The following is a 26,080-nucleotide window of genomic DNA, read 5'->3' as shown; positions in this document are numbered from 1 at the left end:
AAAGCAAGCGGCAGCATAGGCAGCCGCTTGTTTCTTACTATCTATATAAGCCCTTGAACTTGGCTAGAGTTCATGAATCAAATTAATTAGTGACGGATGGGCAAAACATAATTAAATGCTTGATCCAATAAGGCACTAGCTTCCTGACGTTTTAAAAGTTCCTTTGAACGGAAGTTCACGGAGCCATCAGATTTAACCTTGGTATCCGGGTCCATGATCCCTTGGGATACAAGCGCTTTGATGGCTTCAACTGCCCAAGCATCCGTTGTGCCACTCAGTTTAACCTTCGTTTTAGGCTCTACCTGTTTCAGGTTTTGGATCATTACCGCCGCCATTTGTCTAGTGATCGGGGAATTAGGATAGAAATTAGGCAGTCCGGCTACCATCTGCTTCTTATTGCCTTCAAGCATGAAAGGCTGTTTATCCCACCCATGGGCGCGAAGTAGCGCTTCTGAGAATTCACCTTGAGTCATCGTTCCTTTTGGATCAAAGATATGGGCAGACTTCCCGCTCATGACTTCCAAACCGTAGGCATTGTTAATATATGGTTTATACTTACTGCTCGCAGGTACATCAGAGAATGGTGCATCAACGTTAATTTTCACTGCCATTGAAGCTGCCTCTGGCATATTTACAATATACATATATGCAATTTTGCCAGCTGCGTTTTTCGTAAACGGCACTTTATTACCTGATTCATCTTCGAACAGCGTAGGGCTGATCATTTTCAGCGTATGCTTGCCTGAAGATGTTTCCGAAACTAAGTGCCCGTTCGAATAAGAAATCTTAGTTCTAAAAGCATTAAAACGCATGTTTTCATATAATCCGACATACGCTTTGGCTTGCTGCTCACTGAGTGCCGAATAGGTTGGCTTTACCTCTTTCTTTTTTGGATAATAGTGATTCATAAATGCTGTATACACGTCCATGCTAAACGGGACGTTGTCGTCATTGTTGGACATATAAAAGGCTACATTTTTCTCAGGCAGAATAACAATCAGGGATGAATGCCCTGTAACATTCCCTCCTTTTAGAATCACATGTTGACCATTCATCTTCTCACGGAAGTAGCCTTCGAACCCGATTGTTGTAATAGGAATCGTTTTATCAGCAAAATACTGGTATGTGTGCATTTGCTCTATGCTTTTTTGGCTCAGAATCTCTTTGCCATCATACTTTCCTTTGTTCAGATGCATTAAAAGATACTTCGCCATGTCATCTGCTGTTGAGATGATACCACCTTCAGGTTTTTCTGTAGGCATAGTTCCATCCATGGGGATTTTTTTACCATCCAGTCCATAATGAGCAGACATTCTGCCTAGTAGATCAGGCGTAATCCGCACACTCGTGGAGGTCATGCCTAACGGATTGAAAATGTTTTTCTCCATATACTTCGAATAGGGCATCCCCGAGACGTTCTCTACCGCATACCCTGCTAGCAAAAACCCAAAATTGTCATAAACGTAAGCTTCTCCCGGAGGCCTCACAACCGTTGTCATATGTGTTTTGAGAAAATCCTTTATTGGATATTCTTTATTAACATATTCCGTTGAATAATACGAAGCGATATCGTCATTTTCAAATCCGGTTGAATAGGTAAGCAGATCATACATCGTCAGCTTTTTCCCCGTCTTATTCGGAATCTTGAATCCTCCTAAGTACTTTTGAATGTCGCCATGTAAATCGATTTTCCCCTTATCGACCATTTGCATAGCAGCCAAGGCCGTGAATTGCTTAGTAACAGAGCCGATCTGGAAAACGGTGTCTTTATCAACGAGAATCTTCTTTTCTTTGTCGGCATAACCGTAACCTTTACTTACTAACACTTTCCCATCGGCTACGAGCGAGAAATTAGAACCGACTGTGTTATGCTTCTTCATCATGTCCTTAAAAACGCTATCTGCAAATGCTTCTGCCTCCTTGGCATCGCGGGGCCCCTCCAAGCTGGAATTTACAGGTGCATTCGTTGTGGCCATTGTTGCGGCAACTGCCTGGCCGCTAGCTGGCATCCATGCGGTCGTTGCCATAGCGGATAATAGCAGAACCGCGATGGTGCGAGTCTTTTTGTTCATAAATGGTCTCTCCTCAACATGTATTTGCCTCATAACAATCGGCTGATCCGAGTATGGCAAAAGGCTTGTCATATCAACAAGTTTCATTTCGTCACCCTAAATATCAAGACACTTCAAAGTGTCATATGACAATTAGGCACTAGGATTTATGACCCTAAAAAAAGTAAGATTCCCAAACACGGCCGAATAACACTGTTCTACAGAGGGTTGCCATCATTTCTAACATCTAGATTACTTATTGAGGAGACACTTATGAAAATTATCGACACTCTAAAGAAATGGACAGTTGAGTCCATTAAATTCAAGCTGATTTTCCCCATCGTGCTCGTGCAAATTCTCGGTACGAATATTGGTGAGTTCGTGAATTTCGTCTTGGATACCAGTAAGGAAGTTATCGCCAAGGCAGGGATCCAAAACGAGTTTATGGAGGGCAACATTGGATTATACGTATCTTCTGTTTTTAGCATACTGATATCGGTACTCATTGTTGTTTTCATGTATGATCGGCTAGTCCTAAGGAGACTTCAATTGGTTGTAAGATTTACAGATAAGCTTGGAGCAGGCGATTTGTCTTCTGAACTATGCTTCAAGGGGAATGATGATATAAGCAAGTTATGCAAATCTTTAAATACAGGCTCAACAAGTATCAAGAGATTGGTGGTGGAAATTGATAACGCATCAAATAACATCCAACAATCTAGTTCGGCAATGTTGGACGCAACGCGCAATTCAACAGCGAGTATTGCAAGGATTCAATCGAAGTCACATATTCTTGCACAAGACGCGACAAATTTGTTGAACGATACACAACGCGCTAAGTTGTCCCTTCTTAAAATAACTAGATCCAATGATGAATTATCACATAAGGTAAAGGCTTCCTTAGAAACCTCTAGCGCCATAAAGACAAGAGCGACGCAAATGGAAGTCGAGGCCGTTCATTCCCTTGAGAAGGCTATTCGAACGTATGAAGAGAAGCAGCAGAATCTTCGGAAAGCCATAGAGGCTGGACGCATCGTGGATGAGATTCATGTGATTTCTGCAAGCATCAAGGAAATTTCTTCACAGACCAACATATTAGCCTTAAATGCTTCCATTGAGGCAGCGAGAGCCGGTCAACAAGGGAAAGGATTTCAGGTTGTAGCCGAAAGAGTAAAAAAATTAGCCGGTGAATCAACTGAAGCTATTTCTCATATTGATGAAATGGTCGTACAAGTAAAGAATGCATTCCTAAAACTGGGGAAGAGTTCTCAGGACATATTGGACTATATGAACAATGAGGCAAAAGCGGATTATGAACTGCTTATCAAGACTGGTCAACAATACCAGCGAGATGCACAAGCCATCCTGTCGCTTTCTGAGGAAGTACATACTTCTACGGAACTGATGGGTTCTGCCGTAGCGGATATTGAGGAAGTCATTGAAGGCGTTTCCGAGAGTTCTTCTAGGGCTGCAGGTTACACCAGTGAAATGAAGGAAAGCCTAGGAGAAATGAATGTGGCGATGAGTAAAGTCACTGATTCCATGGAGGGACAAGCCGAAATGTCCGTACAATTAAGGGAATCGATTAAGAGGTTTATTATTTTTCCATCTATGTAACATATTTCAGCACATTCACGTCTAGGAGAATAATAAAGATATGCGGAGGGAAACAAGATGAGAAATGTAATGAAAAAGCCATTGATTCTACTCATGTTAATCGCCGTCTTCAGCATGGGCATTAGCGGTTCCGCTTTTGCTCATAAAGAGAACAATCAGAGAAAAGAAGAAGGGAAAGAAAGCTTGAACGCGGCAACAGCAGTGACAATGATCGTAAAAGGCTTGGATTTAACCATCGACAATATTAAATTTATCAAGAACCCGGAGGCAACCGACTATTATACGAAGGTTAAAAATAACTCTTCATACGCTGAAGACTTCATCATCGCTCACTATAACGGGCTAGGCATTCCGAAAGACATTAATCCTTCTGCTAAAGTCACACGGGAGCAATTCGCCAAATGGCTATTTGGGCAAGTAAGCCATAAACGAAATTATGCATGGATCGAAATTTTCCAAAGCGTTTCGGATGCCGACCAGGTGACAGACGGATACATGGACAGTATTCAGAAGCTGCTCATTGCCAAGATCGTATCCCTGGATAGCAAGCAACGCTTCTATCCTAAGAGCTATATCACCCGAGCAGAAGCTGCCGATATGATCCGCAAAACGTTAACATTCATTAAAAACACAAAACCGGAAACACCTGATACTTCCGATCTCAACCAAGTAAAAATCACTTCGGAAAAAGAAACGGATTCTGTCACACGAGTTACGTTATCCGCTCTAGCTCCTCACTCTGGATATGGACTCGAGATCACGGGCATCCAATTCTCGAAAGGCGTGGCCACTATTCAATATAGAGTCGTGCAGCCTGATCCTGACAAAATGTACATGCAAGTCATCACGGAGTTAAAAGCTGTGACTTATATACCTTCGGACTACAAAGCTGTACTTGGGGTAGTAAAACCTACAGCTCCATTCAAAGGCTAATATAGTTGAGCATATTGTTGAGCAGGCTGCCGAAGCCTGCTCATTTTGCTAGTTACGGGTTGAAAAGTTGAATAAACCTCCGTTGGACAATGTTCCCAAGATAAGAATTGTTACGAGGGGGTTTACTAATCAAATGTATGAAAAAACATATCTAAGTATAGAAGAGATTATTTCATTACCAACCTTATCAGGTACAAACATAAGTGATAATGGAAAAAACGTAGCATTTGTCAAGAAGACAGCTAACTGGAAAGACAATAAATATAGGAATCATGTATGGATATATGAAAAAGATAAGGGGCAGAGTTATCCATTAACAACTAGGGATATAGATAGTACATACCCATTATGGTCTCCAGATTCTAGAGATATGGCATACCTCAGCCCAGTTGGTGACGAGGATAATAAAAAAATCAGATCTTTGTTAAGTCAATAGATGGTTATAGTGGGGTTCAAATTACTGATGAAAAAGAAGGGGTCAGTAAATTCTAATGGGAGCCTACTGGCAAGGGTTTTTATTATGTTGCACAGTCAAAAGAATCAGAGGCGATAAAGAAACGTAAGCAACTATATGGAGATTTTCATCACATAGGTAAGGAATACCAGAATAATTGTTTATATTACATAGAAATAGAAAACGAAAATAGCGTTGTTTATCAACTAACTGATGGTAAGGATTTTCATATCCATGAATTTGATATTTCAAATGATGGAAAAAAGGCTGTATTTATGGTTACACCAAGCTCAAATATGGGTGATTATATAAATGGAGATCTATACATACTAGATATTAAAACTCGAGAGCTACAAAAGATGAATATAGATAAGTTGTTGGGAGGGAGCGTTTGCTTTTCTCCTGATGGCAGCAAAATATGTTACTCGGCAAGCATTAGGGAGAAGGATTACTATAAGAGCCATATACAAGACAGTACGCTCGAGATATATGATATTAATAGTGGAGAGTTAATTCAACCTTTAACAGATTTTGATAGTACGGTTGTTCCATTACGGTGGACAGCTAAAGGAATCTTAATTAGATGGCAGAATAAGACCAATTATCTTATTGGGTTGTTATTTGAGAATGGCACTGTGGAAATGGCAAGCGAAAAAGTAGATGGCTTTATAATGGACGCTTCTAAAACAAGGGATGGCAATCATATATCCTATAATAAAGCTATACCAAATGAAACCTTTGAAATCTATGTAGACGATAAAAAAATAACGAATGAAAATAGCTTTTTCAAAGGAAAGCTTAAAAGTAACAGGGAAATAATCTCATGGAAAAGTAGTGATGGTCTTGAAATAGAGGGAGTTTTATCAGCCCCAGTAAGGTTTGACGCAAATAAAAAAATATCCCTTATTAGTGGTAATCCATGGTGGTCCGGCTTGGGCATCTTTTCCGATATTTTCAGGCTGTTTTAATGAGAAATATCCGATTGAACAGTTTATCGAAAAAGGCTTTATCGTTTTAGAGCCAAACTACAAGGGAAGTTCTGGGTATGGTAATGAATTCTTACAAGCAAAATATAGAAAACTGGGAATTGCGGACTACGATGATGTTATATCTGGGGTGGATAGACTAGTAGACAAAGGGATTGTAGATAAAGATAGAGTAGGAGTTATGGGATGGAGCAACGGGGGATATATATCAGCTTTCTGTTCTACATATAGTAGTAGATTTAAAGCTATTTCAGTTGGAGGTGGGATTACGAATTGGAGTACCCACTATGCAAATACAGATATACCTTACTTTATTAAGATGCATTTAGGAAATAATCCATGGAATGATCCAGAGATATATACGAAAACATCACCAATGACATATATTAAATCAGCCTGTACGCCCACCTTAATTCAACATGGCGAAAAGGATGCAAGAATTCCAATTTCCAATGCATATGAGCTATATCAAGGATTAAGGGATATGGGAGTTGATACAGAATTCATTATATTTAAAGGAATGGCATATAGTTCTGACCAGCCAGGAATTAATGTGGCTATTATGAAGCAGAATTTGATGTGGTTTTCACACTATATTCTTGGAGAAAGTATGAAAGATTTTAGGATTTTATGATTAATAAATGGATATCCTCACAGAATAGTGCTCAAGTTTTTGATTGTAAGTCAGACACCGCGATAGTTGTGAAACACCCAATGGAAAAACGAGAACGGCCCGTAGCGATTGCGGTGCCGTTCTTTTTTTAGATCTATGGATTTCCATATCGCTTCTTATAGTGGCTCAGCGTCAGAAGCGGCCAGATATAGCGATAACTGTGATAATGAGAATAGAAGTAACCGGGAAGGCCGGCACCTGTAGGATAAGTGCTCTTCCAGTCGTCTTCATGGAGTAATGCGATAAGTCTATGGATTCCTTGATCGACCACTGGTGTTGGTTGTGTCTGAACAGCGATGAGGGCGTCTAACGCCCATGCGGTTTGAGAAGGGGTGCTCTCTCCTAAGGGCACATAGTGCCGCAGCCGATCGCTTTGACAGGATTCGCCCCATCCGCCGTCCGGGTTTTGGATGTCCAGAAGCCAACGGGCTCCCTGTTGTAAGGGTTTATGGCTAGCTGGAAGGCCGACCGCTGCCAATCCCGTCAGTGCCGCCCAGGTACCGTAGATATAACAAACGCCCCATCTTCCGTACCAAGATCCATCCTTCTCCTGGTGGCGGACTAGCCAATTTGTTCCCCGTTTGATGAATTCGTGCCGGCTATCGAGTCTGGCAAAGTTCCCGAGATATTCTAAGGTACGCCCTGTAAGATCAGCCTCTGAGGGATCAATGGCCGCAGATTTGGCGCCGTCTATGGCGAGCCAGGTGAGGATTTCGTTGTTTGTATTTTTCTCAAATGCGGGCCAGCCCCCGTCATTATTTTGCATGGATAGAGCCCAATTCAGTCCGCGATTCCAAGATCCCAGGTAAGAAGAATTGGTTTTAGAAAAGCTCCTAATCGCCCGTAGAGCTGCGGTTGTATCATCCACATCGGGATTGATCGTATTGGTCTCCGAGAATCCCCAGCCCCCGGGAATGGTGTCCGGGTTATGAATGCTCCAATCGGCAGTCTTATCCTGCTGTTTGGACAGCAGATGCGCGGCGGCACGCCGGATCGCTAGATGGTCAGCGGCGATTCCAGCTTCCTGCAATGTGTAGGCAAGCAGTGCGGTATCCCATACGGTTGAGGGGGAGTTCTGCATTGTAGTTGTCCCGTTATAACGAAATTGCATGTCGGTAAGTCCCTGAATGCCACGGGTGATAATCGGATGCTGCTGATCATACCCGAGGGCCAGCAGGGCGAGAATCATGAGAATTGTACTGTTTGCATAGCTGTAGAGGGTGCCATCGGCTTCAATTCTTTCTAACATGAACTGCTCGGCCTTGGTTGTAGCTGCTTCGTGGATATAACGGGGGGTGCCGATAAGCAGTTTTAGCCCTTCCTTTATGCTGTTTTGTATCTCCTGGAGATTGCGGGGGAGAGGATCTTCCTCGTCCATCGTTCGAACATAAAAATCAGATAGATCTGGTGTATGAGCGGAGGTCATCGAGAACTGCTTGTCGCCCATAATGAGCATTGGGATAAGATGAACCCTTGAGTATCCTGAAAAATCATAAATATTAATCGGGAAATAAGTTGGGAAGAGGAGAATCTCGAGCGGAATGGACGAGATGGATGCAGGCCATTTTCTCTGACCAGTGGCGGCGAGGATTGCTATGGTCATGATGTTGGACACTTTTCCGAGACCGCCTTTGGATAAAATGTATCGCTTGGCTCGCCGAATAGGTTCGTCTGCCGTCTGGCTGTACCCGGAATAGAGCAGAGCGTAATAGGCTTCAACCGAAGCGGACAAGTTTCCTTCTTCTTCATCGGCAAACAGTCTCCAACAGCCATCTGTTTGCTGCGCGGCAAGAATCCGGTCATGCAGCTGTCTAATCAACTCTTCATTCGGAACGTTCAGCACTCGAAAGAGAATAAGCACATAAGCATCAACTGACGTCCCGTTTTCAAAGCAAAAACGCCAGGATCCATCCTGTCGCTGCTGTTCGATAATTGTTTTCGTCAGCCGTTCTATTTCATTATCCACTGCACGTAGCACATCACTCATTTGCATGGTACCCCCCGGGGTGGTTTTTTAGAATTATATGCAGGTGGTGTAGTCCATTGTAGGAAAAAGTTACACATATGGTCTATACGCGGAAAATGATACTGGCTGGGGTAATACAGAAACGAAGTTTGATCTGCCACGGCCTTTTATCACATGCGAAGATGTCATTTAAAGTTCAAGGCTTGTACTGCATTTCTTATTCGGATGTGGTTTAATATGGAATTGTGTATTACACTTATTCTCTTAGTTGGAATAACAAAGGGGTAACTAAACAATGTACTAGTTTTACTGTTTATCATATTTGGATGCGTTGTGATTTTAATAAAAATTTCGTTTGCTCTTTATTGCCTAATAAAGAAGTAGGAGGAAACCGATGGGAATCGATCTGGTATGACATGAACATGATCAACGGGAGAATTGGGTTCAAAGAACAAAAATACATCTGAAGTGCTGTGAAGCCATGGGCTTTTTCCAAAGATGATGTCATTATTTAGAGGGGGAATCGTATGAAAGTTCTATATGGGGTTTTATCGTTGCTAGGGATTGTGCTGCCGTACTCTCAGCTCATTCCCTGGATATACGAACATGGATTGCAGTTACCTTTGCTTATCGAAGAAGCAGCGAGGACGAGAATAGGCTCATTTGCTTGGTATGATGTCATTGTATCTGTGGTCGTATTATTAGTGTTCATTCGATACGAGGGAAAACGAATTGGGATAAAAATGAGTTTGTGTTGGGTTCCGATACTTGGCACATTAACTGTAGGAGTTTCTTTTGGGCTGCCTATGTTTTTATTGTTGCGAGAGCTGCATTTGGAAAAGACGACAGTTGAATAACCCTACGTATAAGATCTCTGAGAGTCGCTGGAATGATTGCTGATAGGGAAAAAGAAATTAGAAAGAAAATGAGTTTTCTCCGGAGAGATTATGAAAGCGGAGGAACGGATTTACGACCTGAAGAGGGGGATATCTCAATGAAATTAACGGTGCTGGTTGATAATAACACTTACATCGACCGCTACTTTGTTGGTGAGCCAGCTGTTTCTTATTTAATCGAAGATGAAGATAAGAGGATACTGTTCGACGTAGGATACTCAGATGCGTTCATTCGCAATTCAGAAAAAATGAGAATTGATTTGAGAAAACTTGATTACGTTGCGCTGTCACATGGACATAACGATCATACCTGGGGATTGGATCCGCTCATTCGGATGTTTTCTGAAGCGAAACTTGAACAATTAGAATTCAGACTTCCCGCCATTATTGCTCATCCCGATGTATTCTACAGCAAACTCTTGAATGGTGAAGAAATAGGGAGTTTGCTAACTGCTGAGAAAATCACTAGGCATTTTAAATTGGAATACACCAAAAAGCCGGTGTGGCTGACGGAGAAGTTGGTCTTCCTAGGTGAAATTGAAAGGATTATGCCTTTTGAAGCGGATAATGCTATTGGACAAATTGCAAGAGATGGTGAAATCTCAGAGGACTACCTGCTGGATGATTCTGCACTGGTTTATAAAGCTGAAAACGGACTCGTCATCATTGTTGCATGTTCACACTCAGGAATCTGCAATACCATTGAGTATGCCAAAAAAGTTTGTGGAGATGATAGGATTCTCGATATAATCGGAGGATTTCATCTGCTGAACCCCGGAGAATATCAGATGAACAAAACCGTGGAATATTTTCAGACTGTCAAACCGAAACATTTACATGCTTGTCATTGTACAGATTTGAAATCGAAAATTGCATTATCAGATGTGGCGAATGTATTGGAGGTTGGAGTGGGTTTAACTCTTGAATTTAGATGAGACTCATTTAAGCTAATTTCCGTGTTATCCGGCTCTTCTTGCAGTTGATAGTTGGACCTTATTCCAAGTAGACTGGCAGAATATCTTCCGCGATTGTAGAAGGTTGCGCAGTAAGGGCAGGTTAAATTCAAAAATACCTCAACCTTAATACCACACTATTATCCATCATCGAATAATTTGACTTATCGCAGCTGCCCCTCTAGTATATTAGGTATCTAACATATTTCAGAGGGTGAGCTGCGTGAACATCTATGAACAAGTAAAACAAATTAATGAAGCTGATTATGCCATTAACCGCTTGATTTTTAAACACTATGAACCATATTTAGCTAGCTCTATCACCACTCAGCAAGCCGTGTTGCTGGATATTGTATACGCAGCCAACAAAATAACGGTAGGTGAGATTGCTATAGAAATGAACATTAGTTCTAGTGCAGTAAGCCAGCTTATTGCGAAGATGGAGAAAAACCAGTTTATTCATCGTGCTATCAATCCTGATAATCGTCGCGAAGTTTTTATTACGCTAGGAACTAAAGGTATGGAGTACTTTGAGAAGCAAGAATATGTCGAGCGCTCTGTGGCCGATCGTTTATTTTCTAAACTGACTGTTGCCGAACGTAACGAGTTAGAAAGAATTACGAAAAAATTGAAAGAAATTGCTTCTGAAGAGTTCATTTGAGTTCTTCACATCTAATATGTTAGATAACTAATATATTTAGGAGGCTTACTTATGTTTAACTCTATTTATTCTACGCTTGAAAAAATCCAGTTCAACGGTGCAGTTTATGTAGAAACGAGCAATAACGAAATTGTAGATGTGACAATAGGCTTTGCTGATATGAAAAATTTAGTTCCGATTACGGGGGAAACACTATTTAACATTGCTTCCTTAAGCAAAATGTACACTGCTGTGATGGTACTTCAATTAATAGAGCAGAAGGTGATTCATTTTAAAGACAACCTAACAAAATGGTCTGATACAAGTATCTTTAAAGATGTAACGATTGAAGATTTGTTGATGCATACATCTGGTATACCAGAATATATCGATAATTCTTCAGTTGAGAAAATTGAAGATATTTTACATAACAAGGAGCCTTATTTCTCACCAGGTAGCGGGTGGCTTTATACAAATACAAATTATGTTCTGCTAGCTAAAATTATCGAACAGGCAAGTCAACTATCTTATGAGGATACTTTACAAAGAATGATTGCCCAACCTCTACAACTGCAAAACACGACAACGAAGCCAAAATCTAAGCCAACTGCTGTCGGTAAGCTATTTGATTTTATAAATCAGAAATATATCCATGTAACAGACGATCCGATTTTTAAAGATATCGATAAGAAGCACGATTTTTATGGTGACGGAGGCATTTATGCCACTGCTCAAGATATAGCCCGATTTGTAAAAGGGTTTCTTCAAGGTAAATTAGTATCGCTTGAAATGGTGAATCGCGCCCTTACTCCTTCACCGTTACATAGCTCATATGGTTGTGGATTTATCATTCATGACGGTTCTATTGGTCACTCTGGTGGTTGGCCTGGCTATTCATCGCATTGCTTATGTTCTGTGACAAGCGGAGAGGTGACGATACTCTTAACGAATGAAGAGGTAAGCCCTTTTTACGAGCAGCAAATATTAGAATTTTTAAACCAACCCAATGATAGTAAAGAACCTGATGCTCCAAAGCATCCTAATATCATGAAATTCAATAGTGCTGATAATCTCGCAGGTACTTATCAACTCGCTGATGAATATGGTACATCCTTCATAATTAAAGAGGGGATAAACTCCTATGTTATATCTTTCGATGACCAACATGATACCCATTTATTTAAAGTTGAACCTAACCTGTATTGGATTCGAAACACGATGAGTTACATCCATATTTCTGAAGGAATCTTTATTGATGAGGGTGTAGAAATACCATTTCATAAACAATAGTCATCTATGAGTGTAACTTGATCATATGAAATAGGGACACACTGGAATACATCTCCAAGCCAAAGCAAGAGAAGTAATCTCAAACAAAAATCAATGACTATCCATACATTTATGTTTAAAATCAATACTAACAAATGGATTTTTTTATGTTATGATAATATTAATCCTCTAAAGGAGTCACGGCACCCCAGATATACAGCAACTGAGGAGATTCAATCATTTTTGAATCTAGAGTTTAACAAAGGGGTCTCAATTGATATTCCTTTCCACTGAGAACATGGAACTTTGCTCTCAGGTTGAATTTTTTGCTGTTAAGATTGCTGTTTACAAGTCGTTGGTGAGAAAAGCATATTGGGGATGATCGCTAATCCAAAATTGGTGGTACCACGATGTTATTGCGAAGAGCATTTTTCAAGTCCAAAAAAGCAGTACAGCGCAAACTAGGGGGCTCGCAGGGCGGTTATTCACTGGAATCGGAGCAAACCAAAGCAACATTCCTTGCAAGTAGTTGGGAGAAGGCCTTGGTTTTTATGCATCCCGATTGACTATCTGGATGAATGAGTCAAGCAGGCAGGTGCGCCTATATCTTTTCTACAAATACATTAGCATGTAAGGACGGTAAAAATGATCAACAGACAAACTAAAACAGACGTTATCTTAATTGGTGCCGGAATTATGAGCGCGACTTTGGGGACAATGCTGAAAGAATTAGCACCGGATTGGGAAATTACAGTTTTTGAAAAGCTCGCTAACGCAGGAGAAGAAAGCTCTAACGAATGGAATAATGCAGGAACAGGGCATGCTGCGCTGTGTGAGCTTAACTACACCGTCGAGAAGAAGGACGGATCCATAGATATTAGCAAGGCGATTAAGATTAATGAACAATTCCAGCTTTCAAAGCAATTCTGGGCTTATCTCGTAAGCAGCAAATTAATCCGTAATCCGCAGGATTTTATTATGCCCTTGCCTCATATGAGCTTAGTCCAAGGGGAAAGCAATGTCGCCTTTTTAAGAAAACGTTTTGAAGCGCTATCAAATAATCCGCTGTTTCAAGGTATGGAATTCTCCGATGATACGGCCAAACTATCGGAATGGATTCCGCTTATTATGAATGGGAGAACTACGAACGAGCCGATGGCAGCTACCAAAATTGACACCGGAACGGATGTTAACTTTGGCGCTTTAACGCGCATACTGCTTGACCATCTGAAGAGCAAAAACGTTGCGATTCAATACAAGCATAGTGTGGATGATCTGAAGCGGACGAAGGATGGCTTATGGGAGCTGAAGGTTCGGAATATGCAAAGCGGTACCGTCGAACGCCATTCGGCAAAGTTTGTCTTTATCGGCGGCGGGGGTGGCAGTCTTCATTTGCTGCAAAAATCAGGAATTCCTGAAGGCAAAGGCATCGGTGGCTTCCCGGTAAGTGGATTGTTTATGGTATGCAATAATCCGGAAATAGTAGAGCAGCATCATGCCAAGGTATACGGGAAGGCTCCTGTTGGCGCTCCGCCAATGTCTGTCCCGCATCTGGATACGAGATATATTGATAACAAGAAGACATTGCTGTTCGGACCGTTTGCTGGCTTCTCGCCAAAGTTCTTGAAGACGGGCTCCATGTTCGATTTGATTACATCGGTGAAGCCGCATAATCTCTTTACGATGCTAGCAGCTGGAGCGAAGAACGTCCCATTGACAAGATACCTTATTCAACAAGTCATGTTATCCAAAGAAAAGCGCATGAAGGATTTACGGGACTTTGTCCCGGACGCAAAAAGTGCGGATTGGGATTTGGTGGTGGCAGGTCAGCGTGTGCAAGTTATTAAAGATACGACACACGGCGGCAAAGGCACACTTCAATTCGGTACAGAAGTAATTAGTGCTGCTGATGGATCGATTGCTGCTTTGCTTGGTGCATCTCCAGGTGCTTCAACAGCCGTTCATGTCATGCTGCAGGTCATTAAGCAATGTTTCCCACAGTATGTGAAGGAGTGGGAGCCAAAAATCAAGCAAATGATTCCTTCCTATGGTGTAGCGCTTGCGGAAAACCCGGAGCTATTTAAAGAAATACATGCGTTAACTGAACGTACGCTTGGTCTTAACAGTGAGCTTCAGCCCGTTGTGTAGACGATAAACATAATGAAGAGGCCTTAGTCCTGAGATTTACAGGATCAAGGCCTTTTTAGTAATCAAATATATCAGCTTATATGCCCATTTGTTCTGGGCGATGCGTTATGGGGTTGTTGTCTCGAAAGACGCTGCCGCAGCTGCGAGATAATAAGCCAACCCAGTCTGCTGACTCTCGAGCATGTTAAGATGAAAATCATCACTAAGAAAAAATCGAGTCTGTGCGGCAAAGTCTTTAGCAGACGTATTGTGCCCATGGTTATTCATAAACGCCAGATGGTATCGAATAAGACTGACTATTTCCTCATCGTTATGCTTGATTCCATCTCGTAAGGAATTAGCCATTTTGTTCATGAATGTCATGGCTTCAACTGCTTGTTCATTGATACTCTGAACTTCCTCTGGAGCAATCTCTAGAGAATCCATCCCATACGATGCCTTCAAATACTCATTTTGTTCAATCAGCGCTTTGTTCCACTCTTCTTCGCTTGCAAACCCGATAAACATTTCCTTGTTATCCATCATTTCACCATCCTTAATACACTCAATGGATTTACGTAATGTTTGAACAATGGTGTCCAACCTGTCTTTACGGTTGAGGAGCAGCTTCTCCTGCTGTGCAAGAATAGACAATCGATCAGAATGATGTTCCATCATGTCCTTGATTTGATCTAAGGAGAAATCTAATTCTCTGTAAAATAAAATCTCCTGCAGACGTTCAAGCTCTTTCGTTCCATATAGCCGATATCCAGCCTCGCTTCTCTTGCTAGGTAAGAGGAGACCAATTTTGTGATAATGATGAAGCGTTTTGACTGTAATATTGGACATCTCGGATACTTCTTTTACGGTGTACAAACGTTTTCTTCCTCCCTTCCTTATGTAGTGTAAGGCCTTCCCTAAGAGGAGAGTCAAGACATCCTTCATAACGTATTGACTCCTCACATAGCGTTAAATCCCCCTCAAATGTAAACAAATATCTTTTGTCATAACGTAATCGAATGTATAATCATGGGAGATATTATGAGAACCAGCACCCCGGCCTAAGGTTTGGGTAAGGGAGTTATGGGAAATAGTCATAGATGTCGACGGATTGGATCAACATTCAAATAATATGATGGGTATAATAGATACGTACTATTAACAGCAATAGGAGAGGTGACAGCCACTATGACCGCATCCAATAAAACGCTAAGAACTTGCAAACAGGGACATCAATACTATAAAAGCACGGATTGTCCGACTTGTCCGGTATGTGAGCAAGCGCGCAAGCCGCAGGAGGGGTTCCTGGCGGTTCTCTCAGCGCCAGCTAGACGTGCGTTGGAGCACCATGGAATAACCACGTTGGCAGAGCTAGCTAAGTATAGTGAAAAAGAGATTATGCAGTATCACGGAATGGGCCCAGCATCATTGCCTAAGCTTAGAAATGCTTTGCAAGAAGCAGGACTGTCGTTCAAACCTTGAAACAAATGAGCATAAAAAGCAATAGGAAACGCAACATGAAATGCGAATACGCAAGCTAAAGCAACAATTAAAAGATAGGAAAAAAGAACCGACAGACTTTTAGGTAGAAAGCGGGAGAATGTGGATGTCACTGTGGGCTCAGATTTTACTATACGGAGTAGTAGGAGCACTGGTGTACTGCGGTTTGTATGTTTGGACACCAAAGCTTGTAAACAGGGGCGTCTCTCTTTTGTTCTCGTTTTGGTTCTTTTTATGGTCACCAGTTCTCCTGTTGATACCCTTGAGTATACTGCTGTATTGGATAGATGGCGGTGTTCTGTCTCTAGCATCCTTCGTAGAGCGATTCCGCTTAACGCCCATTGATAGTCAGGACTGGCTGTGGGTCATTGGAGCCGTTGTTTTTACTATTTTATTTGATCAGTTATTAGAACCGGTAGGTAAATATTTCGCACGCAAACGCCTTTTTGCTCCACCTCCATACCTTCCGGCGCCTTTCAATCCGCTTAAGAAATTTTCCATACCGCCTACTGAATTTTTTCATACACCGCTGCGTCGAAATGGGAAGCTACTTGCTTGGTTCATTCCGCTGCATTTGATTGCTATGTTCAGCGAAGAGCTAATGTGGAGAGGGTATATGCTTCCCTTGCAAATCGATCTATTCGGTTCATACGCTTGGGTCGTTAACGGATTGCTGTGGGCTTGGTTGATACATGCATGCTTAAAATGGCATTTTATCGGAATGCTTCCGGGCATGCTCATTGCACCATGGATTGCACAGTATACGGGTTCGACATGGGCTTCGTTCGCTGCACATGCAATTGGCAATGCGCCACTCTGGGTCTTGCTATGGATTGGCGTTATGCATACGCCGACTACGAAGGTGGATAATGGGGCTGCTAAAGGAGAAACTTCATCTGCACAGCAGTCCAGCAGCTCAGATGCTTCAGTGTAGCAATATTGAAGTGCCGCTCCCATCGCATTCACGTAGACAAGCGGTAGCGGAGCCATAGATTCATTGCTTACAGGAAACTGGAGTAGGGAGTGCGAACATGGTTAGTAATGAAGGAGCAACAGCTTCCACACATGGAAGACGGTTGCTCCTTCCTATGTCATCTAATTAGACCGGTCACATCTGAAGTTATTGCAGTGCTTGAATCGCATATTTCAACTCCACATCTATACCATCAACATACTTGGCCTTAAACGTTTCTCTTGTTAGCGGAATTTGAATATCTGGGGTAACGCCTCCTTTTCCGCTAAAGTCGCTGTCGACTTGAATCTCATGGTTGCGGTTCAATGTTCTGCCATCTGGCAATTGTACGACATATCCCTCTGGCAGTTGAATGGTAATCGGAGCTGTGTATAGACCAAATGAGCCATTGGTAGGCGTAAATCCAATGATTTTGACATTGGGCATTCCTTTCAAGGCTAATGGAATTCCTTCTCCAGAGCTGACCGTTTGACTGTTGATTAAGATGGCAATTTTCCCGTTGAACGATGGTTCTGTTGGTGTGAGCGTTCTAGTTTCATTATGATTCAACTCGAATTTGTGGGTATACCTGTTATAATAGCTCGTAATTTCGTAAAAGCGTTCCTCCTGTACAAAATGCCGGGCTATATCCGCTACTAATTGGTCTTCACCGCCTCTATTATCTCGAACATCAATGATCAATCCTTTCATTTGATGATCCAGATATGCCTGCAACTTGGTAATCAATATTTCTTCCGGACTTGTAGCGAAGAGCTCCTTCTGAAAAGAATTAATCTTCAAATAGCCGTACCCGCTGCTTAATAATTGACCTTCAATGATGTCCTGTCCAGCATTCTCCCTTTGTAAAGTTAAAAAGTTGTCGTCGTATGCCTGAAATGTAACTTTTTGGGTTTTCGTTTCGTTTAGATTGATAAAGGCGACTTGCACCTCTCTGCCAATTGGGGCTCGTGTCATAAGCAGACCTTGATGATGCATCTTCGCTTGTTCTGTGGCTAAAGAGGTAACAATGAAGCCTGAGTTATTATAAGCTTCTTTCGCATCACGGCCATCCCAAGTCACAATCTCTGCACCGACTTTGATTCCTATCTGTTCAGCAGGACTATCGTTAATGACCTTGTTCACGAGTATCGTACCATCATCCAGCCGGATCGCGGTTATGCCGAATCCGCCTCCAATTTCAGCCTTAAGCTCTGCCTTATTTTCTTTAAGTCCGACATGACCATCGGGAATGGAACTGACATATTCCTTCAAGGTCTGGTAGTAGAGAGCTTTATCCTGATTTTGATCGGCTTTTTGGAATATTGGCTCGAACTTACTTCTGAGTGCTTCCCAATTGATTTTTTTCCAATCACCGAACGGGTATTCCATAGACAGTCTCTCATTCATTTTTACAAATGCTTGGGAGTAGCTCAGGCTGCTTAAGTCGCTTACCGGATTGTACCTCAATTGCCCTGCGAACATCAGTGCAGCTACAAGCGGGATCACCCCGACGATACAAACTATAATCCGCCATATTCGATACTTAGGAACAAGGATGTGTCGAGAAGGCTTGAATACCTTTTTGATGGTGCAAATGAATACGAGGAATGTCCAAGAATAGATGAGCAAGGATAGATCTGAAGTATTCCCATCTAGAATGCTTATCACTGCTCCAAGAAGGGCGATACTCGGCACAAAGTCTAACCACCTGTAATATTTCTGAATCGGTACAGCATACCAGATCAGAACAAATAAATTCAAAGCGCTAAGGATTAAATCCCAGACCGTAAACCACTTGATGGAATCAATCGTGCCGTAAAAGCTCATAAATGAGCACCTCTCCCCATAAAATCAGTTTCTATATAATGCCATTCAGAAGCTGCTTGAACGATACATAAATTGTTCCTAAATTTTCGCACGCTCGTGAATACTGCTCTACAGTGTGTCTGGTCTAAACAGCAATCTTATTTTGAAATGAGCTGATACTTATGCATAAAGGAATCTTTACATTACTGCTTTTATTAATGTTGTTAGGCATTACCGGTTGTGGAAGTAAATCCATAGTTTCTATAGAGCTAGAGTGTCAAGGGTTGGAACGAGTGGAGAAGTGCAGCAATTATAGCAGTAGTAATGAGCAGATCATGAAGAAGTTCGAAAGGGCAACCGATACAGCGACGAAATTGCCAGGAGCATTAGATTACGCAGCAGAATATCGCATGACCATTACTTATTCTGACGATACGATTGCTAAGTACGATTTATCATTAGGTGCAGAGAGAGGAAAGAAAGGCTTACTAGTCGACCTGAATCATTCTGAAGTAGGATACGAAATAGGAAAAACCTATGCCAATCAACTGCGGGAAGTTATCAACAAATCGGGGAAGAGCGAGTAGAAGGAATACGACTGCTTGAACGTACCCATGTAGAATTTCGAATCTGATAAAAATAAAGGGGTGAATACGATGCCCAACTCATCTATGCTCTCATTTATCGTTCTTTTTATAGTGCTGCTTAAATCGGTACTCAGCAGATTGATTATAGGGCCAGAAAAAACGGAGATTCGTGAAGAAGGAAAGAAATTACAATGGTGGGGCTTGATCCTTATAGCAATTATCGGTTTAGGTGGAATCACCCTTTATTATGATTACATCTATTCCAATACCATCGTACTGAAGATGTTTTGGATATCATTTTTGACGATTTCAGGAGCGTTCAATTTTTTCATCGAATGGAAGTATTCCAGCAATCGAAAACAGTGTATCGTAACCGCGATCATTATCCCACTAGCAGCATTACTGGTTGCCGTTGTTATTTATGAACCTTGATTTCTTACAGATTTTATTCATTGGAAAAGGGATTAATTGGAACATTGTCGAAGATTGAGAGAGGCAGATATACAACGAAGTACCGTGTTAATTCATTTATAAGAGAGGAATGAAGGAAGTTGAACATAGAGATCACACGGATTGCAAGAGATCAGAAAGAAACTTTTTTAAACCTATATAATTTGTATTTATATGATTTGTCTGAATTTACGTTGGAAGATCCTACAAATAGCGGCGTGTTCGACCCAACAAACACCTACATATATCTTGAGAAAGACGAACTGCATCCCTATTTTATTGTGAACGATAGCAAAATCATCGGCTTCATTTTGGTTTGTGCGCCACCATTTGTACCCGAAGATGTTGATTATACCGTTCAAGAGTTGTTTATATTGAAGAAATATCGGGGTACGAACATTGCATCGATCACAGTAGAGAAGGTGCTTGGGCAGCTTTCTGGTAAGATTTCCATCTGTCAGTTAGCAGCAAACCAACGAGCGGTAGCCTTTTGGAAGAAGTATTATCGGGAACATCATATTGATTACGTTGAAACTCGAGAGTGTATCCCGATAGATGGACTTGAAGGATTGCAAGAAGTTATTTCCCAATCCTTTGAAATTCAGCGCACCTGCTGAGTCCATAAATGATAGATCTCTAGGTACGATTCTTGCTACCCTCAGGCAAATCCAAAGCATGTATCGGGAATAAGAATTGTTCGATTAATTCCTTAATCATTCGATGTATAAGCCACCCTCACGATACCCAACATTCTCCTATTTATTTAGAAAACTTTAGGTGTTAAACTAATTTGTCGATAGCGTAACGGATATTCATTATGTCTATTCTTATCAAGAGTAGCTCAAGGTAACAAAATACAGTCATCAGAGGGAATGATCATCATGAAGAAACGTGCTCTAAGCTTACTTATTTTTATTTTTCTCCTAAGTTTGGCCCTTCCAGGACAAGCTTCGATGGAAGCGGTTAGCCAAGAACCGATTATTAAAGATGGAAATCTCGAAAAATCCATTCGTTCATGGATAGGCAAAAAAGACGATGAACCACTTACCAAAACGGATTTAGAATCTCTCACCGTTGTATCTTTGTCAGGTAAAGGAATTAAAGATCTGCAGGGATTGGAGTATGCCGTCAACATCACAGATCTCGATCTAGACATTAATGAAATTACTGATCTTGCACCGCTAAAGAAACTCTCAAAGATCCATACTCTCAGCCTCAAAGCCAATAAAATTTCATCAATTGAGGAATTGTCAGCTCTGAAGCAGTTGAAATATCTAGAAATAAGTTGGAATCGGGTCTCATCCCTAGATGTAGTGAAACAATTGCCTCGTCTAATTGAGTTGGGCGCCGCCCACAATCAAATTTCGAATGTTCCAGCACTCTCTAGTGCCGCAGAATTAGCGTATTTGAAAATGGACGACAATGCGATAGAAGACATAGCTCCTCTCGGAAACATGAAAAAGTTGACATATCTTAATGTATCTAACAATAAAATTAAGGATTTCTCGCCGCTACGAATGCTGTTCAAAAGTCTGACATATCTGGGGATTGATGGACACCAGGTAACTGATCTTAAGCTGCTAGAAGGATTCAAAAACCTCGAAGGTCTCTCTGCTAACAATAATAACATCGAGAGTCTTGCTCCTTTAGCAAAATTAACTAACTTGTCTACTTTGGATCTTTCTTCTAACAAGATTAAAGATATAGAACCATTAAACCATTTGAACAAGTTGGATTCCCTCTACTTGAATAACAACCGAGTGTGGAATTTGGAACCGTTAAGAAATTTGAAAGCCCTAAAAATCCTACATTTGAACAACAACCGGGTGTGGGATTTGGAGCCGATTCAAAATAATAGTTATGATTTTCATTGGGATACGGGGGCAGAACGATACGGACTGCAGTTGAACGATAACTACTTGGACTTAAGCCAAGGCACCCAAACCTATAAAATATTTAAAAAATTAAATGCGGATAACTATGGTATTAAGTCTCAGCGTAAGACTCAACGCTTGGTGATCGGCAGCAAGACAGCCTATGTGGGCGACAGTATCTACAATCTAACAGCAGCGCCATTCATTCAGACAGGCCGTACCTACGTACCTATCCGTTTCATTTCCGAGAAACTTGGTGCAAATGTAAATTGGAACCAGAATACGAAAGAGGTAACGATTCAAAAAGACAGCAAAACGATTCGTTGGGTTGTGGGGAATAAGCAAGTTAAGATAAACCAGCAAACTGTGATGTCCGACGCTCCTTTACTACTGAGAAATAACAGCACGTTTGTTCCAGTACGCTTTGTGTCGGAGCAGCTTAATACTTCGGTTGAATATTTAGGCAGTAAAAAAATGGTCATCATATTCCCAGAATAAGACCGCATAACAGAACTCAATTTTGGACGCATCTAAGGACAACTGGATTGCGTCCTTTTTCTTTACTTGCTGTTACAGACAGCGCGGAGATTATGGCGGAGACATTTTTTGAAAAAATCGAGTTAATCGACAAACGTTAAGGAAGTCCATCCTTAAGTAGGATGGACTCTAATGTCCCTTAGTTTTTACCATTCTTTTGGCTCATAATTTAAGTCTCTAAATAATTGAGATAGCTCTTTCTTGGTTAAATCTCTCCATTGTCCAACAGGAAGGTTGGCTAAATGAATATTCATGATTCGGATTCTTTGCAATCGGCGAACACTATATCCTAATGCAGTGCACATGCGGCGAATTTGACGATTAAGCCCCTGTGTTAAAATGATTTTAAAATCAAATTTTGATAATTGAACTACTTTACAAGGCAGTGTTGTTGTACCTAATATTTTGACACCCTCTGACATCCTCTTCAAGAATTCAGGAGTAATTGGCTTGTCTACTGTAACGATATATTCCTTTTCGTGCTTATTTTCAGCACGCAGAATTTCGTTAACAATGTCGCCATCGTTTGTAAGTAGAATTAGGCCCTCTGAATCTTTATCCAGGCGTCCAATATGAAATATTCGTAATGGATGGTTGACGAAATCAACAATATTCCCCTTTACACCTTTTTCTGTTGTACTAGTGATGCCTACAGGTTTATTTAAGGCAATATAGACATTATGTTTTGCTTCTCGGTTTTGGATTGGATTGCCATCTACTCGAACGTCATCCCCAGCTTCAACTTGGCTTCCTATAGTTGCAAGTTTACCATTAATAGTAACTCTTCCATCGGTAATTAATTTATCGGCACCTCGTCTAGATGCTTTTCCAGATTCACTTATATATTTATTAATACGCATGCTGACACATCCTTAATGAGAGGATTATTTAATTAGATACTAACTATACTTTATTTTAAGGATGAATCACATACTATTATTCAGATATAACGGATAAAAATTTGTTCCAAAAGTATCCATATCATTTCTGCAGGAGTTATTATTAAATTTAATTAAAATTTTATTTTCTTAAATAGGTTAAAAGGTTAATTTACTTATATTCTAAATAGAGAGGGCTGTATTGTTGGAAGAATAACGATAAGAAGGAGTTTATCGATACTCCTCGAACTTTTTTAATTTAAGAGAGAATAAATTAGGGGATTAAAGGCGCGAATAATAAGGGGAAAAGGAAGGTTCATGATGATTCAATTCCAAAAAGATAATATTACTGTTTTTCAAAGTGCACTATATATGACTACCACGGCAATCATTCAAACTAATGAAGCAATCATTATGACGGATCCGAATTGGTTGCCTACCGAAATTGAAGAAATTAAGTGCTATATAAATAAAATGAAAGGTGATAAGCAACTATATATTATTTACACACATAGCGATTTTGACCATATTATTGGGTCGGGGGCCTTTCAAGAAGCTAAGGTAATTGCATCTAAACAATTGGATAAAAATCCGAATAAAGAAGACAGCATTCAAAAGATTAAACAATTTGATCAAAAGTACTATTTACATAGAAGCTATTCACCCGTATATCCAACGGTAGATATTGTTGTTTCAGCGGATGGACATAAATTAGAATTAGATTCGATAGCTATGACATTTTATCAAGCACCTGGTCATACGAATGATGGTTTATTTACAGTGATCGAGCCATATGGTCTATTTTGTTCTGGAGATTACCTGTCAGATGTTGAGTTTCCGTTCATTTTTAGCAGTTATGAAGACTATGTAAATACTATCAATAAAGCAGAAAATATTTTGCTAAATCATCAAATAACGACTCACATACCTGGACATGGATCGACAACACAGTATCAGGAGGAAATTCAAAAAAGGATAAACAGTTCAAAATATTACTTAAAACAGCTTCTTCATGATAACGAAGAGTTAGAAAAATACTTAAGCAGGGAGTATCCATTTTTTGAAGGAATGAAAAGCATTCATGCTGACAATAAAGAGATGGTCAAGGTGCCTTCCCCTCCTTCAAGCAGCTAAATGTCTGCATGAACTGCTCCTTCGTAATCGATACGGTCGATCCAATTTGGTTAAATACAGCATGCGATTGGCGGATTGGAGCGTTTTGCTTGCCCCGCTAGATGAGGGGATTGGATGCAACAACGTCGTATATCTAGAGAGACATTTGTTAATACCAGTCTATGTGAACACCATTTAATAAACCAGCAAATTTGCCAGTCGAAATTTTCCCTTGAATCATCATTTTTGGCATTAGTTTTGATAAGAGAATTAGGAAACCAAAGAAAGAGAAATGAGGGATCGAAGTGTCGTATATCGTTGATTTTAAAAATGTGTCTACGGTTGGTTTAGAATCTTCACCTGTAGCAGAAACACTTGCTGGTTTACGTGCTAACGAAGCCCGTTACTTCATGAATAAATACAAACATGAATTTACGGTTGTACCAGCTAGCGAAAGTCAGGAGAACCTTGATTACGTGAACCGAATCTTGAAAGAGGAACGTGATATTGAGTTTGCGGCCAAACCTTTAGAAACGTCGCACTTTCAAGTGGAAAATATTCAAATCACCTACGTTTTTTATGAGGATGGCCTTGGACTCAATGTCATGTATACGGTGGATGACCCGAAGAAGCGAGCTGTTGGATTTAAGCTTTCTGAGGGGATGGAGGTACCAAAGGAGTTAGAGGGGAAGTTTAAGTTTGCCAGACAGAAATCAAAATTGGCGGGAACAATTCGGGGATCGTATTTTGTGATTAAAGGAGAATATGAATATACATTGTGACAATATGCAGGCCATCCACACTGGATGGCCTTAAAATTTGCCGTTAAAGAAGCGCGATGAACTGTATTACAAGTAAGGCGAGAATGATGTTTTGAGGGATGTGAAAGTTCAGCCTCAGCAGCTAGTACGCGGGGTAAGTAACGTTTCATAATATCGAACATTTGTTCTTTTCCGGGAAAGGCTATGATGGTACAATACTCGTATGTGAAGCAGTAATTACATGATGAGGTGTGTACAAATGAATGATTATATCGTGATCAAGAAGCATAGATCCAATTATCCCAATCCGCTGACGTTAATAAAGGGTCAATCCGTCATTATGGGTGAAAAATATGAAGGGCCTGAATATTGGGAGAACTGGATTTTCTGCACGACACAATCAGAGGGAAACCAAAAAATCAGCGGATGGGTTCCGATGCAGCTCCTTGACACTAAGGGGACGGAAGCAATTGTCATTGAGGATTATACCGCACGAGAATTGAATGTTGATGAAGGCGATCAGCTCGTGGGTCATAGGGAGCTGAATGGTTGGAGATGGTGCACTCATCGGATGAACTCCGAAGAAGGATGGGTACCAGCGGGAAATCTACAACTTGCAGACGAATATTTTTTGTAAAGGGTGGTTAGCGCATTGAGTGACATTCATATTCTAACAAGGACAGAAATAGAAAGACTCCTCGTTTTCATTGATTGTTTACAAGACGCCGATCATGAACATATTCGAATCGTGAACGGGTATCCTTGTGAAAGTGAAGTGGTTACCGCATTTCGAAAAGCGCTTGATGATAGCGGATTTTTGATTGTGTTTGATTGGAAAGCTTGGCTCGCGGAGCACGAAACCTATCAGGACATCAGGAATAATATCGATGAACAAATTAGGAACGCGGATATCGATACGCTTCGTAAACTTATGACCTGCTATATTCGTGGCGATCGATTCAATGAAGGAATGTTCGCAGCCGTTTTTCAAAATGGGAATGTTTCGATAATTTTGCGTCGATTAAGAGAGTTATTTCCGGAGGAATAAAGAGCACTA

Annotated in this window: 23 protein-coding genes and 1 pseudogene; 19 read left to right on the top strand and 5 right to left on the bottom strand. The window is 40.9% G+C overall.

What is annotated here, in order from left to right:
• Positions 1–86 precede the first annotated feature (86 nt).
• Positions 87–2,072 (bottom strand): serine hydrolase domain-containing protein, encoded by a 1,986-nt coding sequence (locus tag BP95_RS0113635; protein WP_028532464.1) that lies wholly within the window; start codon positions 2,070–2,072, stop codon positions 87–89.
• A 252-nt stretch (positions 2,073–2,324) separates the two neighbouring features.
• Between BP95_RS0113635 and BP95_RS0113630 the strand changes: the two genes are divergently transcribed.
• The 3 genes and pseudogenes from BP95_RS0113630 to BP95_RS30345 all read left to right on the top strand — a co-directional run bounded on the left by BP95_RS0113630 (position 2,325) and on the right by BP95_RS30345 (position 6,675).
• On the top strand, positions 2,325–3,668 hold the full coding sequence (locus BP95_RS0113630; RefSeq protein WP_021256027.1) for a methyl-accepting chemotaxis protein: 1,344 nt from the start codon (positions 2,325–2,327) through the stop codon (positions 3,666–3,668).
• A 57-nt stretch (positions 3,669–3,725) separates the two neighbouring features.
• Complete coding sequence (locus BP95_RS0113625) at positions 3,726–4,601, top strand: S-layer homology domain-containing protein (RefSeq protein ID WP_028532463.1); 876 nt, start codon at positions 3,726–3,728, stop codon at positions 4,599–4,601.
• A 133-nt stretch (positions 4,602–4,734) separates the two neighbouring features.
• Positions 4,735–6,675 (top strand): annotated as a pseudogene (locus BP95_RS30345) (S9 family peptidase).
• A gap of 133 nt (positions 6,676–6,808) precedes the next feature.
• Here the strand turns inward: BP95_RS30345 and shc are convergent.
• Positions 6,809–8,701 (bottom strand): squalene--hopene cyclase, encoded by a 1,893-nt coding sequence (gene shc, locus BP95_RS0113605; RefSeq protein WP_028532459.1) that lies wholly within the window; start codon positions 8,699–8,701, stop codon positions 6,809–6,811.
• A 506-nt stretch (positions 8,702–9,207) separates the two neighbouring features.
• On the opposite strand from shc, the gene BP95_RS0113600 reads away from it, so the two are divergent.
• The 6 genes from BP95_RS0113600 to BP95_RS0113575 all read left to right on the top strand — a co-directional run bounded on the left by BP95_RS0113600 (position 9,208) and on the right by BP95_RS0113575 (position 14,586).
• A complete protein-coding gene (locus BP95_RS0113600; RefSeq protein WP_028532458.1) occupies positions 9,208–9,537 on the top strand; it encodes a DUF2834 domain-containing protein in 330 nt (109 codons plus the stop codon).
• Between the two features lie 32 nt (positions 9,538–9,569).
• The gene (locus BP95_RS0113595) at positions 9,570–10,511 is read left to right on the top strand and encodes an MBL fold metallo-hydrolase (RefSeq protein ID WP_231515110.1); all 942 of its coding nucleotides are present in this window, start codon (positions 9,570–9,572) and stop codon (positions 10,509–10,511) included.
• A 241-nt stretch (positions 10,512–10,752) separates the two neighbouring features.
• Complete coding sequence (locus tag BP95_RS0113590; protein ID WP_028532456.1) at positions 10,753–11,190, top strand: MarR family winged helix-turn-helix transcriptional regulator; 438 nt, start codon at positions 10,753–10,755, stop codon at positions 11,188–11,190.
• A 51-nt stretch (positions 11,191–11,241) separates the two neighbouring features.
• Positions 11,242–12,459 carry a serine hydrolase domain-containing protein gene (locus BP95_RS0113585; RefSeq protein ID WP_028532455.1) on the top strand — a complete coding sequence of 406 codons (1,218 nt, stop codon included), beginning with the start codon at positions 11,242–11,244 and terminating at the stop codon, positions 12,457–12,459.
• A gap of 389 nt (positions 12,460–12,848) precedes the next feature.
• Positions 12,849–13,004, top strand: a complete 156-nt coding sequence (locus tag BP95_RS33085; protein ID WP_155987265.1) for a hypothetical protein — start codon at positions 12,849–12,851, stop codon at positions 13,002–13,004.
• Between the two features lie 79 nt (positions 13,005–13,083).
• Positions 13,084–14,586 (top strand): malate:quinone oxidoreductase, encoded by a 1,503-nt coding sequence (locus BP95_RS0113575; RefSeq protein WP_021255257.1) that lies wholly within the window; start codon positions 13,084–13,086, stop codon positions 14,584–14,586.
• Positions 14,587–14,691: 105 nt separating this feature from the next.
• Here BP95_RS0113575 and BP95_RS0113570 read toward each other — a convergent pair whose 3' ends face one another.
• A complete protein-coding gene (locus BP95_RS0113570) occupies positions 14,692–15,441 on the bottom strand; it encodes a MerR family transcriptional regulator (RefSeq protein ID WP_268632057.1) in 750 nt (249 codons plus the stop codon).
• Between the two features lie 312 nt (positions 15,442–15,753).
• Between BP95_RS0113570 and BP95_RS0113565 the strand changes: the two genes are divergently transcribed.
• Complete coding sequence (locus BP95_RS0113565) at positions 15,754–16,047, top strand: RNA polymerase alpha subunit C-terminal domain-containing protein (RefSeq protein WP_028532453.1); 294 nt, start codon at positions 15,754–15,756, stop codon at positions 16,045–16,047.
• A 124-nt stretch (positions 16,048–16,171) separates the two neighbouring features.
• Positions 16,172–16,999 (top strand): CPBP family intramembrane glutamic endopeptidase, encoded by an 828-nt coding sequence (locus tag BP95_RS0113560; protein ID WP_028532452.1) that lies wholly within the window; start codon positions 16,172–16,174, stop codon positions 16,997–16,999.
• A gap of 186 nt (positions 17,000–17,185) precedes the next feature.
• Here the strand turns inward: BP95_RS0113560 and BP95_RS0113555 are convergent, their stop codons facing one another.
• Positions 17,186–18,844, bottom strand: a complete 1,659-nt coding sequence (locus BP95_RS0113555; RefSeq protein ID WP_028532451.1) for a S41 family peptidase — start codon at positions 18,842–18,844, stop codon at positions 17,186–17,188.
• Positions 18,845–19,005: 161 nt separating this feature from the next.
• Between BP95_RS0113555 and BP95_RS30340 the strand changes: the two genes are divergently transcribed.
• From BP95_RS30340 to BP95_RS0113535, 4 genes are all read left to right on the top strand, one after another.
• A complete protein-coding gene (locus tag BP95_RS30340) occupies positions 19,006–19,410 on the top strand; it encodes a YhfM domain-containing protein (RefSeq protein ID WP_036667066.1) in 405 nt (134 codons plus the stop codon).
• Positions 19,411–19,479: 69 nt separating this feature from the next.
• Positions 19,480–19,842, top strand: coding sequence for a DUF4181 domain-containing protein (locus BP95_RS0113545; RefSeq protein ID WP_028532449.1), 363 nt, complete (start codon positions 19,480–19,482; stop codon positions 19,840–19,842).
• 119 nt (positions 19,843–19,961) lie between these two features.
• Entirely contained in the window at positions 19,962–20,477 is a 516-nt protein-coding gene (locus tag BP95_RS0113540; protein WP_028532448.1) for a GNAT family N-acetyltransferase, read from the top strand.
• 264 nt (positions 20,478–20,741) lie between these two features.
• A complete protein-coding gene (locus BP95_RS0113535) occupies positions 20,742–22,232 on the top strand; it encodes a leucine-rich repeat domain-containing protein (protein ID WP_028532447.1) in 1,491 nt (496 codons plus the stop codon).
• Between the two features lie 185 nt (positions 22,233–22,417).
• On the opposite strand, the gene rluF is transcribed toward BP95_RS0113535, so the two are convergent.
• Positions 22,418–23,131, bottom strand: coding sequence for a 23S rRNA pseudouridine(2604) synthase RluF (gene rluF, locus BP95_RS0113530; protein WP_021252566.1), 714 nt, complete (start codon positions 23,129–23,131; stop codon positions 22,418–22,420).
• A 336-nt stretch (positions 23,132–23,467) separates the two neighbouring features.
• Between rluF and BP95_RS0113525 the strand changes: the two genes are divergently transcribed.
• The 4 genes from BP95_RS0113525 (at position 23,468) to BP95_RS0113510 (ending at position 26,071) form a co-directional block, all read left to right on the top strand.
• On the top strand, positions 23,468–24,283 hold the full coding sequence (locus BP95_RS0113525) for an MBL fold metallo-hydrolase (protein WP_321163052.1): 816 nt from the start codon (positions 23,468–23,470) through the stop codon (positions 24,281–24,283).
• Between the two features lie 284 nt (positions 24,284–24,567).
• Complete coding sequence (locus tag BP95_RS0113520; RefSeq protein WP_021252564.1) at positions 24,568–25,044, top strand: hypothetical protein; 477 nt, start codon at positions 24,568–24,570, stop codon at positions 25,042–25,044.
• Between the two features lie 238 nt (positions 25,045–25,282).
• A complete protein-coding gene (locus tag BP95_RS0113515; protein ID WP_021252563.1) occupies positions 25,283–25,660 on the top strand; it encodes an SH3 domain-containing protein in 378 nt (125 codons plus the stop codon).
• 15 nt (positions 25,661–25,675) lie between these two features.
• Positions 25,676–26,071 carry a DUF6508 domain-containing protein gene (locus BP95_RS0113510; protein WP_028532445.1) on the top strand — a complete coding sequence of 132 codons (396 nt, stop codon included), beginning with the start codon at positions 25,676–25,678 and terminating at the stop codon, positions 26,069–26,071.
• Positions 26,072–26,080 lie beyond the last annotated feature (9 nt).

Source organism: Paenibacillus sp. UNC217MF, from assembly GCF_000686865.1.
Lineage (GTDB): Bacteria > Bacillota > Bacilli > Paenibacillales > Paenibacillaceae > Paenibacillus_B > Paenibacillus_B suaedae.
This window is presented reverse-complemented; position numbering and strand designations above follow the sequence as displayed.